Below are 15,624 nucleotides of genomic sequence, written 5' to 3' on the forward strand. Positions count from 1 at the left end.
TTCTCCATGGCAGCTGATTCTGTTTCGACGACAAGTTCAAATTGCACCGATGCTTCCTGCTGCTCCGGGAGTGCCTCGCCGGAACTTGCTGCACAATTGCCCCGTCAAACCAAAATCAAAGCCTGGGAAGCGACCATTGATGTTGCAAAACGCCCTCAGCGCAAAGACCTTCCCCCGGCTCCGGAGAAAATTCCTCGTCGGTGGGATCGCTTAGTCAGGCTGGTTGGCGATGCCGGCGTTCACCGTCTGATGGCTGCTCATGTGACAGTGTTCGGGCTTGGAGGCGTTGGAAGCTACGTCGCAGAAGCGCTGGCTCGATCTGCGGTTGGCAGAATGACACTGGTCGATTTCGATGATGTCTGCTTGACTAATGTCAACCGCCAGTTGCAGGCGTTTCCCGGGACCGTTGGCCAATCGAAAGCCCAGCTGATGGCTGAACGCGTGCAAGCGATCAACCCCGATGCCTGGATTGATCCGGCTCAGTCGTTCTACGATGCCACCACTTCGGATGCATTGCTGTCACCTCAACCCGACTTCGTCGTCGATGCCATCGATAATGTCACATCGAAAGTGCTGTTGCTGGAAACCTGTCTCAAGCGCAATATCCCCGTAATCAGTATCACGGGTGCCGGAGCGCGTCTGGATCCAACGCGAATTCGTATCGACGACCTCAGTCGCACCAAAGTTGATCCACTCGCCCGAATCCTGCGAAAGGAACTGGGCAAGCGCGGGTTGTGTTCGGACGGTGAAACGGGAATCCCGGTCGTATTCTCCGAAGAAGATGTCCGAGAACCCGAGACTCCGGGCTGGGACGCTGAAAATGGCTTTCAATGCATTTGTCCGCACAAGGCAGATTCGCCACATGCCTGCGAAAAGCGACGCACCATTTACGGAACCGCAACTTTTATGACGGCCGCATTTGCGATGGCGGCATCATCATGGGTTGTCAGACAGCTCTCTCAGGATCATCTCGCCTCAACTCAAAACGAATGAAACGGAGGTCGCTGGTATGCCGCCAAACAGGATGTCTCACCGGTTTCGTTTCTCGACTTCTGCCTGCCTGCTCGGCTGCCTGTTTGCGATGCTCCCGCCTTTGACCAATGGCGGTGAATGGGAGCCCCGCAAAAGATCATGCGGAGATCCCGTCAGCGAACGCTGTCTGTTTCCCTGGGGAGCTGATTTTACGACTCCGGAAGAACAGGGGTTGAAAGCCGAAACCGTTACCTTCAAGAACTCATTCGGTACAAAGTTGCGAGGCTGGTATTTCACTGCGGAAGAATCGAAGCAAACGATTCTGTTCTGCATGGGAAACACCGGCAATATTTCACTCATGCTGCCGTATGCCCGCATCCTGCAGGACGGCGGCTTCGATGTGCTGCTGTTTGACTATTCCGGTTTTGGCAGCAGCGAAGGCATCGCTTCGGTCACCACGCTGCTGGAAGACACCAGCGCCGCATTTGATTTTCTGCAAACGGCCAAAAGCAGACCAGCCGAACAAATCGGAATCTTTGGTGTTTCACTGGGGACACTATCTGCACTCACGGTTGCAGCGGATAAGCAGCCCGGGGTAGTCATTCTGGAGGATGTCTTCAGTCCGGCTCAACAATTGAAGACATGGTTACCCAACAGGCAGCACCTGCCGAAGATACAGCAACTTGCTTTGTCGTCCATGGAAAACCTGATCCTTCCGGCAGTCGATCCCCAACGCAACATCTCACGACTCAGGTGCCCTGTCTTCCTGATGCACGGTATCGAAGACTGGTTATTAACCCCCAGCGCTTCAATGGATGTGGCCGAGAATGCCGTCGGCCCGGTCCGCGTCTGGTTGATTCCGGAAACGGGTCACGCGCCACATTCGCTGGAAACACATGACCTCGAATACGCCGATCAGATCACCGGATTCCTGCGGGAGGCTTTCGACCATCGCGTCCAGACTTACCCCATCACGATTCAAACAGTGTTCGACTCTTCCACATCCGGATACGGGATCACGGCCCTGTGGCCTCACGATCAGGTGAACGAATTGAGTGTCAGGTCGAAGCAAATCGTTCCACTGGAAATCGTTCTGACGGATCGACGCGGTCGCTACCTTGTTGAACGTCGACTCCTGCGCCCGGGAGATTCATTCAGGACAAAAGCCGACTTCGCTCCGACCGAAGCACATGCTGTTCGGGTACACCATTTCGATGTCCCCTCCGCTTCGACGCGTGATGGGGAACACGGTGAACCAGAATCAGGCAGTCCGTGGAATCCGAAATGCTCGGAGTTTTCCACGTGCCTTCGCAACCTTGATGCCTGTTGGCGGGAGCTGATCGTCAATCCCTACAGTGCAAACATGTTTCGCAAAGACCGTGGGCAACTATTCTATCATCAAGCCTGGCAACAGCGTCTGCCAGTCATTCGCCAAACGGAACTCGAAGCCCTGCTGATGAAGATTCAGCAACTCGAGTCGATCCCCGACATCCTGCGGCCTCGATACGCCTGCCTGCTTGCGAGACTGCATTGCTGGCCGGAGAGTCGTTGTGAGACTCCCATTGGAGAACGCGGGTTCGCCTGCGCAGAGCTGATGCTGAAATTCTGCCCGCTCGATGGGCACAAACAGTACGAACTCGGCAATGCGAATATCAAGCTTGGATTCGCTGACAGCGTTGTTGCCGATGTACTCTTCCAGTTGGCTCGCGAACGTCTGAAAGACGGTCGGATTGAGGAAGCCCGGGCATTGCTGCAGCAACATGTGAAAGTACTGCCAAACGGCGTGGCCACCAATCTTACCGAAGAGAGAATCCAGGCGATTCGCAATCCGGATGACCTGGGAAGTCCGTCGCAGGTCAGAATCCGATCAGGCAGGATTCCATAGCTTTCCCGCCCCGACCTCAGCTTCCAGTTTTCTCAGCTTCCAGTTTTCTCCATGGCCGTGAAAGCAAAGTGGCGAGGTGACCTGGCGAGGTTAGAATTCGATGACAATTTGCTGCATTTCCTTCAGCATTTTCGAACGCACGATCACGGTGTCACGAACTTTCACATCTGCTGCTACAACCGGCACAGTAAATCGGACACAGTCTTCACTGATGGGAAGTTTGCCGGAGTGAGATCCTGGCACCGGCTTACGATATCCATCGCTCCCGATCACAACGCCCTCCAGATCTGACAGATCATACTCCTGAGTCCCCTTCGGCAGACGAACCTGAATAATGATGCGATAGGCCTGCCCGGGCCTGGGGTTTTCGGGTTCTGTCCAGACTGCAAAACTACCCACCACCACTGCCGCAGAAGGAGTACTGACCGGGTGTGAAGCGTTCTCAGCTTTGTCGGACGCTTTACTTTTTCTGCTGGCACTGGCTTTTGGTTTTCGTTCGGAGAGGTCCCTCAGGAGCGACTCCGAAATTTGCAGATCGTTTAACGATTGCTCCAAAGGAAGCATTGCCAGAGCGTTTGCCGACGCGAGTGACTCATCCTTTTTTGCTTCTGAAGCATCCTCGAGCATCGTATGATCGATCGATGTTTCGATCAGGACCGGGTCGCTGTCTTGAAATTCCGGCAGGTCACTTACCGTAGCGGTTAGTGTCACAGCGCTCCATGTTTCGGGCGAATGGATGATCAGAACGGCAAGGATGATGACAATCAGCCAATGGACATAGAACGCCGTAAATACGACAAGCGAACGAGACCGCAGCACATTCTCACGAAGCCATTGTCGATATGTTGGCTCGGGTTCCGGATCAGGCTCCGCAATCTCAACGTTAAACGCTGGCGTTTTTTCGCCAGCGACATTTGACCCCGGACCAGCGTCATCCAGAAACGGGTCAGCAATGCCATCCGCTTCCATGAATCCCCCGCCTTTGAAAGACGTAGGGCGATGGTTGAAAACCGACCGGCGATGTGTTTTGTAAGGGGACATTTTGCAGAACTTGTTGACACGGGTAGGCGAAAAAGGAAGAACCGATTCACTGCTGGTTGTTCACAAGGTGTCTGAGCCGTGTTGTGTTCTTTTTCAATGCAACGGGCAGTCGTCAGGCCATCGCCTCGGGTTACTATTGGCGTACAAAAAAGAATTCTCGTGAGTGACGGATTCCTTCAGGCAGCTCACTGAATTGCTTCGCGATGCGGAACCGCCGTACTTCGTCAGGAGAATCCAGAAAAACAAAGACCAGTCGGTAGGCACTTCCTGGTATCGACTCTTCATTGCCAAAGTTCACTCGGGATGAGAAAGCTGTACCATGGATACCGATCATCTGCTGCACCCACCAGTCATCCCCTGGCAGGTCCGACCGCACAAGTGCCACTGGCCATCCCTTTGCCTTTGTCACCGCCAGGACATTCTCAATTCGATTGACACGACGTTTTTCAACAGGTGACTGCAGGACAACTTCCTCCAAAAGAGGATCCTCCGTTTCGGACGCGTCTTCCTGTCGCTTTTGCAGCATGCCTTCGCGTGCCGCCGCCTCAGCCCGAGCTACGGCATTCGCATCATCTTCTTCCGCTTCTTTCTCCGAACGCGACTTCCGGCGCGAAGAACTGCGGGGTCTGCTATCAGAGGTGACGCCGTTCTGAACGTCCTTCTGCTCAGAATCCACTGAACGATCGATTTCAGAGCTTTTTCCGGTCAGGTTTCGAACGATCTCATCAACAGGCTTGTTCTCCACGGTTTGCTGATCCATTAAAGCGATGTGCCCGGTGGAATCGTAGTAGGTGGTCGCATCAGAGGAATCCGGCAGCAAGTCAGCCAGCACAGGCAAATCCTGAGTTGTCGTCTCAGACCGGCCCTTCTGAGTTTCATTGTTTTCAGGTCGTGATTCACCGGCAGGCAATTTTGTGACGGGTATGACTTCAGCAAGAAGGTCTGCGTTGGACATTCCCGCTATCGAAAGATCTGAGGATGCACTGGTGGCCGGTTCCCGGAAACTGTGAACGAACGCTCCGCCGACATCCGACACGGATGAGTCGCGAAGCATCGCAACCTGAGTCCCGTGAGCCTCTGCAACTGGTTCTTCGGAATGCCCGGTCGCTTCGAAAGTCGATTCCATCGCGAGCGATGTTGAAGACTGCCGCGGTCCGGCCACTGGGCCACCGAACGTATTCTTAACAGAACGTACTGGTTCGGAGTCCGCGGATGGAAGACTGGTATTCTGATTTGCACGATCTGCCGCGCTGTCATCCGACAAAACCCGATCCATCTCACGATTTCGTGCGTAATGCTGCGTGCGTTCCGGGGACAGAAAGTACAGCAGACTCAGGGGGGCCAGCGTCAGTAGGGATGCTGCTGCCATCGTGAACCAGGGGTAGTATCGAGGTTTCATAGGAATCGGGCCTGAACTCAAAATGGCGTGATTTTCTTCGAACAATCGTCGAGAACATTCAAGAATTCGCCGAACAACTGCCTCCCTTAAGCCTACACGCCAAATTGAGTCAAACAACAAAGGACACGCCTCTGTCAACCAGTTCGAGCCAGTTGAGGCCGGATAATCCCCTGGGGAAAATCCAGCAGTCTGAGCGAAGATGAACGATTAGCAGGAGTGTGCAGGCCAAACGAACAAACGGCTGTTCTCAGACGGTTTCCCAACTATGATCCGGATGACAACGCACGATTCTTCTGATCCGGCAGGCCAGTCTTTTCGTGGCATCAGAGCATGCCTGAAGACGCAATGGATTTGAAAATCCTTCGACCAATTTCATCACAACTTGCAGCCAGCTGGCGACGGAACACAGGGATGTCCTTTTCATCTGAATCAGATCGACTCGGTCCCGAATCAGCCAACGACTGGGAGCCGGATTCCGAGTTCGCTGCCGATCCTGAGCTGGATGGTGCCGCGGCAGAACTGGACGCGTTTCTGGAAAGCATCGACGTCAACACCGAACAGGAGGCCGGCCAGCTGGCTCCACGCGAAAAAGTGCGATCATTTCCGACAACCGCTGGCGTATATCTGATGAAAGACTCGGAAGGGAGAGTCATCTATGTCGGGAAAGCAGTCAATCTTCGCAGTCGCGCAGGCAGTTACTTCACGCGAGCCGCCGCAATCGATCGCAGGACCGCTGAACTGGTTACAGAAATTGCTGACATCGATTATCTCGACGCTGAAAGCGAAGTCGACGCGCTGCTGATGGAGGCCCGTCTCATCAAAGATATTCAGCCGCGATTCAACGCATTGCTGAAAGACGACAAGACATTTCCGTACCTGCAGATTACCACGCGCGAAGACTTCCCACGCATCGAGTTTACGCGTCAGCCGGGTTCCTCCGGCGTCAAACTCTATGGCCCATTCACCAGCGCGGGGAAACTTCGAGGCACCATTGCCGTTCTGCAGCGAATCTTTCGATTTCGGACATGCTCGCTTGATATCAATGAAAACGATGAACGCTGGCGGTGGTTTCGCCCCTGCCTGCTCGCCAGCATCAACCAGTGCACAGCACCCTGCAACCTGCGAATCTCCAAAGAAGAATATCGCGACGACATTCGACGCCTGCGGCTGTTTCTGGACGGCGGAAAATCCCGTCTGCTGAAAGAAATGCAGGCGGAAATGATGGAAGCATCCCGGGAACTCAAGTTCGAAAAAGCTGCGAGGATTCGCGACGAAATTGCGGCCCTGCAAAGCCTGAATCTGCGTGGCAATCTTGAAGAACACGCCCAGCCGGAAGTGTTTTACATCGATCCGCAAAAAGGGCTGGCCGGCCTCCGGAAGGTCCTGAAACTATCTGAAGTTCCTCGCCGAATTGAAGGCGTTGACATCGCACACTTGCAGGGTAGTGATACTGTTGCCAGTCTGGTTCAGTTTATTGATGGTCTGCCATTCAAGCATGGATACAAGAGATACCAGATCAGGACTGTCGAAGGCGTCGATGACTTCGCCTCCATGCGCGAAGTCATCACGCGGCGATTTCGAAGACTCAGTCAGGAAGGCGAGTCCTTTCCTGATCTTCTGTTGATCGACGGTGGAAAGGGACAGCTGAACGCTGTGATGGAGACGTTTGAGGCGATTGGCATCACACCGCCAACCACCATCTCACTGGCCAAACGCGAAGAAGAAGTCTACATCCCGGGCCAGTCGGAACCGCTTCGGCTGAGCCGACATTCCTATGCCCTTCGACTACTCCAGTATGTTCGCGATGAAGCTCACCGATTTGCGCAGCACTACCATCACATGCTGCGTCATAAGACCTCGCTGGACAAACAAACAAAGCGTAAGCGAAATCGTTAGATGGTCTGCGAGTCGAGTTCACGGAGAACGCTGCGGATGTCTGCCAGTTGGTAGGGCTTTGCCAGGTAGCCAGTCACCCCAAGCAACGGATCGTCGCTGATTTGCTGCAGGTCTGTGGAAAAGCCACTACAGATGACAACCGCCAAACTGGGCCAACACTCCCGGATTCTGCGGAGTGTTTCGTGCCCCGACATTCCCGGCATTGTCAGGTCCAGCAGCACAATGTCATACGCGGATTGCTGAAGCATTTGCAATGCGACCTCACCACCTGCAGCACACTCAGCGGTGTGTCCCAGCCTGTTCAGCAGCATCCTCATGGAATCGCGGACGAGTGGTTCGTCATCGACGACCAGAATTCGCTTTGTCCCGTTTTCTGCTTTCACGGCCGGGGGTGCCGTGGCAGGGAACGATCGAAGACGATTTTTTACCGTCGTTGGCAGATAAATGGTCACCCGCGTACCGGCACCTGGTGACGAATCGAGATAGATTCTTCCTCCGAGCTGATCGACGACACCGTAAACCATCGAAAGCCCAAGTCCGGTTCCACGGCCAACATCTTTGGTCGTATAAAATGGATCGAAAACACGGCTCAGCGACTCTTCGGGAACGCCGGACCCATTGTCTTCAACGACGATTGCTACAGCTTGCCCAATCTCTCCGTGTGTTGCATTGGCCGCCCGAATACGAATGAACCCTCGTGAATCTGATATCGCGTCTCGTGAATTCAGGCACAGGTTCATCAAAACCTGAACAATCTGGCCGGGATCTGCTTCAATTGCAGCACAGTCGTCTTCAACACAGGTACCAAATTCAATATTTCCTCCCAACGTGGCCAGCATGAAACGGCTGACCTGGTCGATTACTTCCCTGACCTGCATGACTTGCGTCTGCACCGGAGTCCGACGACTAAAAGTCAACAACTTCCCGGTTAATTCAACCGCCCTGTCAACAGCATCAGACACGGTTTGCAGAGAGTTTCTGGTCTGGCCCACTCGCCCGTTGTCTGCAAGCTGCAAGTGTTCCAGGCTTGCACGAATCACATGCAGCAGGTTGTTGAAGTCGTGTGCAACGCCACCGGCCAAACGCCCGATGGCATTGATTTTTTGTGTCTGCAGCTGTTCGGTTTCGAGCTGTTTGCGATTTGTAATGTCATCGAATGCCCAGATCCTGCCCAGATGATCTCCCGTTTCTGATAGTACCGCGTTTGTTCGGATCGCCAGCCACCTTCGTGAATGAGCGAGCTTCATTTCACAGGTGATACTACTTTCGTCATTGCTGAACGCATCACGCCATAGTCGTTTGAACTCGGCGACGTTCTCCAGACGACTCGACAGAAGTTGCAGCAGGACTTCTTCATCCCCAATTCCAGTAGGGATATCAACGCCAAGAAGTGAAGGAACTTTGGAATCAGAAATCAGTACCTTTCGTTCTTCATCAAAAATAATGATGGCATCCCGCACAGATCGGGTTGCCGCAACAAAAAGCGCATTCAGTGACTGCAATTCGTTGGTCTTCAGAAGGACCTGCCGTTTCAGACTGCGCCGCCAGATGAAGAAGTGCAGCATCACGGCTCCAATGAATATGCAGATCCATCGAACGGCAGTGCGGGACAACGTCAATGGAACGTGTTCAACGTCAATATCAGCCGGATTCGTCACATGCAGCACAAAAGGGACTTCAGAGTCCTCATCCAGAACGTCAACGGTTCCGGTTAAATGCGCGATGGTTCCCGGTGAGATCAATTTCGATTGACGAGCAGCTTCACCCTGAAACCTTGCTTCAAAAAGCCGGCTCCCGGATAGGGCCTGAGCGATTAATATATTCCCATCTGATGAGACCTCCTGAATTGTTGCACGCAGCCTGCCCCGTCGATACATCGAGTTGCCTTTGAGGATCTCGACAGCACTCAGTTCCGTGGCCGATGAAACGCGCACATTGCTCGACCCGAAACACATGGCAACAGTCCCGGTGCGAAGCTCTGCATTCCAGTCGGTCACATGCAGTTCTGCCTGATGCATTTCAGTAAACTGTCGGGCCAGCGGGAACCGTAGTTTTGCGCCGTCGGCGATGATGTAGTCAGGGCCCTTGAAATCAATGGGGCACCGCTTAATGACGTGCACCTGCGGTGTTTGAACAATCCGCCCCTTCTGAATCTGCGACGGATCCATCACCAGGAGCCGGAAATGCCCCATTTCGGCACTCGATGTTTTGGGTTGCCCTTCAAAGAACGCTTTGACAGTGATTTCCCGGCCAAGCATCTGATGCAATTCCGGAATCACTGCATCCCGGAAGACAAGAATACTAATGATCTCGTCACTCGACGTTGCCAGAATTCGGGTCGCGCCGGAATTGCTGTAGACAGCCGAGACGACGCCGGAATAGGTAACAAATCCCCACCGGGAAGCTTCGCTGCCCACAAACGCAGCCACAGTTTTGATGTCGTCAACATTTCCACGTGCTTCAATGCTCACCTCATCAGCGACAAACTGAAGAACGTATGGCTGTGGATCCGTCACCCGACCAATAATCCGAAGCTCGTCACCTATTCTTGCACCTCGCAACAACTGACGGACACCAGGGGCCGATCCATCACACCAGATACCCACATCGCCCTGCTGAACCCGAAATCGATTCCAATCCGGATGAGCGACAATCAGGCGAGCACGAATGTCTGCTTTCAGGCTCTTCTGCGACTGTCGAATCGCACTGTGAATTCGAGATACAGATGTCGCTACGCCATTGGTGTCCAGCGTTTCAGAATCTGAATTCAACAACTGGTTCTCAGCCTCAGATTCTGCAGACGGATTTGCAGACGAAGCCGAGCCAATGGCATTCTCCACCAGCGCGGGGACCAGGTCCTGTGGAGAAGTTAAATCTGTATCAGTGAGTGGTTCAGTTTGCCCGGAGATGCAAGCGCTGATGACAAACGCCAACGATCCGGAAATCAAATTGGCGAGTTCCCAGATCCCTGTCATTGAAGCCACCCTTTCTCCTCCTGATGCGCATGGGAATTCGAACGGAATGCAAAGGTAGAATAACCAGACATCACCTGCAGGGAACCGACTGATGTACATAACCGCAGAAGTATTAGGGACTTCCCTACCTCTTTCCTTGTTCCTGCGAAAAAACGGTCTGTAAGATGCCGATTGCTAAGCAATCGCACTGCCAACCGACAGTACGCAGGCCGATCTTGCGGGCACTGAGACGTGCAAACTGTCGCCTTCCGCATCGCGATCCACTTCGCAATTACTCAGCCACTGAATCCAGTGTTCGGCGTGGCACACGAGTTCATGGTCCTGAATCCGGACCCTTTGTGGCTGGTCACTGCAATTAAAAACGACAACCACACAGTCACCAACGGCTTGATGTGCATAGGCCAGTATTTCGTCACTCGCCAGCAACGTCCGTCGTTCGCCGTGCCGCAGTGCGGGGTGCCGTTTTCGAAGGGCGATACACTGCCGATACCAATTCAGGAGGTCGTGATTCCAGTGGGAAGAATCCCACGGAAACGCTCGACGACAATCCGGATCATGGCCGCCTTGCAAACCAATTTCGTCGCCATAATAGACGCACGGCGCTCCGGGAAGAGTGCATAGCATCAGCCACGCCAGCTTAAGTGCAGACACGTCATCACCTACACAAGTGAGAAATCGGGGCATGTCATGGCTGTCGAGCAAGTTCAGCTGACACTGGTTAATTTCGTCTGAATACAGCTCGCTGACGCGACGAATTTCCGCATCAAATTCCTGGGCAGAGACAGGGCCCACATGTTTGAAACTGTAGAGCTTGCGAACTTCCTCCGTTTCCAGTGTCTCCCGACCGAAGAAGCCAAGACATGCAGCAGTGACCTGGTAATTCATCACCGCGTCCCACATGTCGCCCTTTAACCAGCGTTTGGCCTCACCCCAAACTTCACCCACGATGTATGTTCGGGGATTTATTTGCCGAACACGATGCCGAAATTCACGCCAGAAATCGTCGTCATCAATTTCATTGGGGACATCCAGTCGCCATCCATCGATTCCGAAACGCACCCAGTGTTCACCAACGCTGAGCAGAAACTCCCGGACCGCCGGACACTTAATGTTGAACTTTGGCAGTGCCGGTAAATTCCACCATGCGGAATAGCCGACTGCATCAAAACTTCCTGCTCCGTCCTTTAACGCGCGAGCAGTAGCGTCATCCGGGTAGGGCAAAAATGGACGGTTGCCGTTCAGTCGTTCCGGATCAAACAGGAACCAGTCTCGATATGGTGATGCACCTCCGGTTTCCATCACATGATGAAACTGCCAAAGACCTCGACCTGAATGGTTGAAGACGCCATCCAGAACAATCTTCATCCCTCGCTGATGCGCTTCCTGCAGAAGATTCTCCAGCGCATGATTACCGCCCAGAAGAGGATCAACCTGAAAATAATCGTACGTGTGATAACGGTGATTGGATGCAGAGCTGAAGACAGGATTCAGATAGATGGCCGTGATTCCCAGATCTTCCAGATATGGCAGCCGATCAGCCAGCCCGTAGAGATCCCCGCCCTTGAATCCGGCAACAGTAGGCGCGCTTTCCCACTCTTCAAACTTAACCTCCTTGTTAAACCGGCCGGCACGCGCAAAGCGATCTGGAAATACCTGATAAAAGATTGCGTCACGAACCCAGTCTGGGGTATCCATAATCCAACGTTCCACTGGTACTCAAAATGAATTCAAAGACCGCCCGCAAACAGCAACCCGGCGAGGCTGTGGAAGCGGACCGCCCTGTTTCTCAGGATGATTTCACCTCGCAGCAGACTCATTTCGCGTAGCGCCTTGCAGGTTTGATTCCTGTGAGGAATAGTTACCCCCCGGGAGCGGGATACATGAGATTTCTCGCACTTGCGAGGTATGCTCACGATGCCTGCTACGAATTAGTTCAACAACCGAAGGAGAAGCAATACTGCTCGACGACCGCGATGGCTGCAGGCTGATGTCCACACCATGTGACAAATGGTCGTAGATGATACCGGTCATCAATGATAGTAGTGCACCGCGGTATTGTTTCATTCACCAATTTAAGACAAACCTTGTGTTCGCGAAACTTCTGAAAATTACCTTCCTGATTTCTGTTTCCTGGTGTGTCATGGTGGTGTCGCATGAAACCGGACACATCATTGGTGGCAACTGCGGCGGCGGAACCATGATTGACGCCGATATTCGGCCGTGGCACCTGCCTTACAGCATTTTTGACCCCGACCCTCACCCGCTGATAACGTTGTGGAGCGGCCTGTTGCTCGGGGTCACATTTCCTCTGCTGCTGGCAATTGTCGGTCGACGTCACGAACTGTGGTTTGTGGCCGGTTTTTGCATGCTGGCGAACGGCCTTTACATCGGTACAGGCTGGGTCGCTGGTGACAGGTATCTGGACACAACTCGCCTGCTGGATCATGGTTGCAGCCCGATTCTGATTGCCTTGTATTGCCTGCTGACAATCGGATTTGGCTACGCGTCGTTTCGCAGAGAGTGCCTCCGAATTTTCGCCGCCGAAAATTCTCAGGTCTCAGTTCCCTCGACAAAACAGAACCAGGGATAACTTCGACTCGTGACAGCACGCCTGGCCGAAGAAGACAGTGACTCCAGGATCTGCATCTGAGGCTGCATTTCGTCCGAAACCAACTGCTTGATTTGATCTGTCAGTTTCTGGATCTGATGACCGACTGCCTTCGCAGATTCGCCAGCCGAATGGGCTGACTTCAACCCCGCAACAGCGGCCTGCTTCTGCTGGAGGAGCCCCTGAAGGGCTTTGCGACAGTCATCGCTGAACACATCGGAGTCGAAGTACCGCTGGGGATTGAACTGAAGATCACGCATCTGGCCGGCGACCCCATCCATCTTTTCCAACTGACGACGAAGATCCGGGAACAGATACCTCGAAGCACTGGCGACGGTAAACGGTGTTGGCGTCTGATGCCAGCACTGCTGGATAAGCCGATCAGTGAATGGATCGTACGTGCCTCCTCCGGTTCCATGTACAAACAGGTCACTGAACAGTATCCGCAAGAGTGCAGTAATCATGGCCCCGCGCGGGACAATCGCGATATTGACCAGAAGCAAATCGTTGATCACTCGCGCGACTGCGTCCGCGGATGAAAAGTCCAGCAGTGCACCCACTGCGTCGCCGTCCCGGACAAATTGATAGTGCTGTCCCGCACGTTTCAGCACCAGAGGATGTCGCACCGCTCTCTGCAGGTCCACAACCCAGAATGGGAGTTCGAAAGACTCGCCATCCTCTCGCATATCGGGAAAAGGGTTTGCGGGATTCCTGATCCCGTGATCCGCTCGAAAATGCTCCAGCAAAGCGTTGTATTCGCTGGAAAAACTCTGCCCCCTGCAAACTAACCGACTTGTCAGCGCAACGACTTCAGGAAAGGCAGCAATGGACGATAACGGCAGTTCCAGACATCGCGCCCCGATTCCGAAACGCCATCTCATGATAAGGTTAGCATCCATCATTGAAATTCCGGCATCCGGTCCTGCGAGCTTTGCGTATTCCCGCAGGACATGCCCCGGGCCGGACATCCAACGGTGAGACGTCCGGGCAGCCAGACGTTTCATCTGTTCATCAACGACCTGACTCATTTGGAGGAGTTGATCTTCTGACTGCATCGGGACGGCAAGAAACAGCGAAGGATCGTGTTTCGCAGCCAGGCTGCGCGCACTGGCTGCGACATCAAACACCGAATCTCCGACCGATTCAGGTAACTCAAACCGCCCGCAATCACCAGCATCGGTATCAATGACTACGGCTGCGAAAATAGCGTTGGTTTCGACAGCAAAGGATTCTGTGACTTCGTATTTGAATGTCAGTCCAGAATGAAAAATTGTCGGTTGATGTCCTGTCATGACGATTGGCTGCTGATCAGGATCTCCGGTCAGCAGGGGAACGCGAGACAGTGAAATTCCGGCCCTTTCCGCCAGATCAGTCAATCGCATCACATAAGCCTGCGCGCATTCGATGAATCGTCGTCTCGCAGACCGGCGAAGGGCATCAACGGTTGTCGCAGAATCGATCGGCTGGGCCGTTTCGGTCGTGCCAGCCGATTCGATGACCGGTAATGGCTGCGTTGGAACGATCAGCGCAGCCCATTCCTGAAATGGCGGACTGATTCGTTGCTGTACATATTCAGATTCGGAGTTCAATTGAGGAGTCATCCAACAACAAAAGGATGCCAGTCGAACGAGTGCTCACCGATTGCGGCAAAGGCAAGCTGCGGCAGCATCAGGTGGCGGCATCAGGGGCATTGTTCTGGTATCGAACCGGATCCGAAATCCCCGCCTCTTTGAAACCCCTTAATCGCAGCTGACAGGAATCGCATTCACCGCACGAAATGCCGGACGAATCAGGATCGTAACAACTATGTGTCAGTGCATAGTCGACGCCAAGAGACAGGCCCGTCTGGATAATCTGCGCCTTGGTCATCGATATCAGGGGCGTATGGATTGTGAGCCTCTGACCTTCGACCCCCGCTTTTGTGGCAAGGTTTGCCATGGATTCGAATGCAGTGATGTATTCCGGGCGACAGTCGGGATAGCCACTGTAGTCAACAGCGTTCACACCGATAAAGAGGTCATTCGCACCCACTGATTCCGCCAGACCAAGACCCACGGAAAGAAAGATGGTGTTTCGAGCTGGCACGTAGGTGACCGGAATGCCCCCGGACATTTCGTTGTCTGACCGATTGTGTGGCACATCAATGTCAGAGGTCAGTGCTGAACCACGGAAGATGCTGGTATCCAGTTTGAACTCCACATGTTCCTCGACCTCATTCGCCTGACAAACTTTCCGGGCTGCATCAAGTTCAAAGCGATGACGCTGACCGTAATCGAACGACACCGCAGTTAGTTCGTAGCCCTGTTGCCTGGCGATGGCCAACACTGTCGCCGAATCCAGTCCACCGCTGACAAGCACAACTGCTTTTTTCATCTGAATCACTTCAACAGGATATTACCCGGCGCAGTGGCTGTGAATTTCTTCCGTTTATCTGTGGTCGAAAACGCAGGCAGCGGACGGCCTGAACTATCAACCACAGGTTAAACGTCGGTGATTCAGCAACGCATGAAGTGCTCATCTCAGGGAGACACCACACCAGGGACATGATTTGAGCAAGTGGCCGAGTACGTTCTCGATTTGCTGACTGCCTCCGAATCATAGCTGTGCGATGCGGACAATCCACATTGTGGGTCAACATTCAGCCAATTGATTCGGGTTGAGAATACCCACTGCCGACTGACAGATTCCGAATCCCGTCCGGGAACCGCGTACTTTCTGCCGTGAACATTTTCAGGGATGGCCCTGACGAGCGAGTACCGTTCCCGAACGCAGAGCTCGTCACTGGATTTCGATTGTCAGATACGATGGGGTCCGCCGGTCGTACAACTTACCGCCCGGTTGATTCCGG

General features: G+C 53.6%; 10 protein-coding genes. 4 read left to right on the forward strand and 6 right to left on the reverse strand.

Going from position 1 to position 15,624, the window contains the following annotated elements:
* The first annotated feature begins 6 nt into the window (after window positions 1-6).
* Together R3C20_22265 and R3C20_22270 are read left to right on the forward strand one after the other, a co-directional pair.
* On the forward strand, window positions 7-993 hold the full coding sequence (locus R3C20_22265; protein MEZ6043230.1) for a tRNA threonylcarbamoyladenosine dehydratase: 987 nt from the start codon (window positions 7-9) through the stop codon (window positions 991-993).
* 16 nt (window positions 994-1,009) lie between these two features.
* A complete protein-coding gene (locus R3C20_22270; protein ID MEZ6043231.1) occupies window positions 1,010-2,857 on the forward strand; it encodes an alpha/beta hydrolase in 1,848 nt (615 codons plus the stop codon).
* 90 nt (window positions 2,858-2,947) lie between these two features.
* Here R3C20_22270 and R3C20_22275 read toward each other — a convergent pair whose 3' ends face one another.
* Window positions 2,948-3,898: a hypothetical protein gene (locus R3C20_22275; protein ID MEZ6043232.1), complete on the reverse strand. Its 951-nt coding sequence runs from the start codon at window positions 3,896-3,898 to the stop codon at window positions 2,948-2,950.
* A gap of 133 nt (window positions 3,899-4,031) precedes the next feature.
* Window positions 4,032-5,297: a hypothetical protein gene (locus tag R3C20_22280; protein ID MEZ6043233.1), complete on the reverse strand. Its 1,266-nt coding sequence runs from the start codon at window positions 5,295-5,297 to the stop codon at window positions 4,032-4,034.
* A gap of 411 nt (window positions 5,298-5,708) precedes the next feature.
* On the opposite strand from R3C20_22280, the gene R3C20_22285 reads away from it, so the two are divergent.
* The gene (locus tag R3C20_22285) at window positions 5,709-7,193 is read left to right on the forward strand and encodes an excinuclease ABC subunit UvrC (protein MEZ6043234.1); all 1,485 of its coding nucleotides are present in this window, start codon (window positions 5,709-5,711) and stop codon (window positions 7,191-7,193) included.
* On the opposite strand, the gene R3C20_22290 is transcribed toward R3C20_22285, so the two are convergent.
* The gene (locus R3C20_22290) at window positions 7,190-10,168 is read right to left on the reverse strand and encodes a response regulator (protein ID MEZ6043235.1); all 2,979 of its coding nucleotides are present in this window, start codon (window positions 10,166-10,168) and stop codon (window positions 7,190-7,192) included. The two genes, R3C20_22285 and R3C20_22290, sit on opposite strands and share 4 nt — an antisense overlap.
* 174 nt (window positions 10,169-10,342) lie before the next feature.
* Window positions 10,343-11,863: a glycoside hydrolase family 13 protein gene (locus tag R3C20_22295; GenBank protein MEZ6043236.1), complete on the reverse strand. Its 1,521-nt coding sequence runs from the start codon at window positions 11,861-11,863 to the stop codon at window positions 10,343-10,345.
* A gap of 391 nt (window positions 11,864-12,254) precedes the next feature.
* Here R3C20_22295 and R3C20_22300 point away from each other — a divergent pair, with 391 nt between their 5' ends.
* Window positions 12,255-12,758, forward strand: a complete 504-nt coding sequence (locus tag R3C20_22300) for a hypothetical protein (protein ID MEZ6043237.1) — start codon at window positions 12,255-12,257, stop codon at window positions 12,756-12,758.
* On the opposite strand, the gene R3C20_22305 is transcribed toward R3C20_22300, so the two are convergent.
* Together R3C20_22305 and queC are read right to left on the reverse strand one after the other, a co-directional pair.
* Window positions 12,719-14,365: a hypothetical protein gene (locus tag R3C20_22305; protein ID MEZ6043238.1), complete on the reverse strand. Its 1,647-nt coding sequence runs from the start codon at window positions 14,363-14,365 to the stop codon at window positions 12,719-12,721. The genes R3C20_22300 and R3C20_22305 overlap by 40 nt on opposite strands.
* A 79-nt stretch (window positions 14,366-14,444) precedes the next feature.
* Entirely contained in the window at window positions 14,445-15,149 is a 705-nt protein-coding gene (gene queC, locus R3C20_22310) for a 7-cyano-7-deazaguanine synthase QueC (GenBank protein MEZ6043239.1), read from the reverse strand.
* Between the last annotated feature and the right edge of the window lie 475 nt (window positions 15,150-15,624).

This window comes from Planctomycetaceae bacterium, from assembly GCA_041398825.1.
Classification (GTDB): Bacteria; Planctomycetota; Planctomycetia; order Planctomycetales; family Planctomycetaceae; genus F1-80-MAGs062.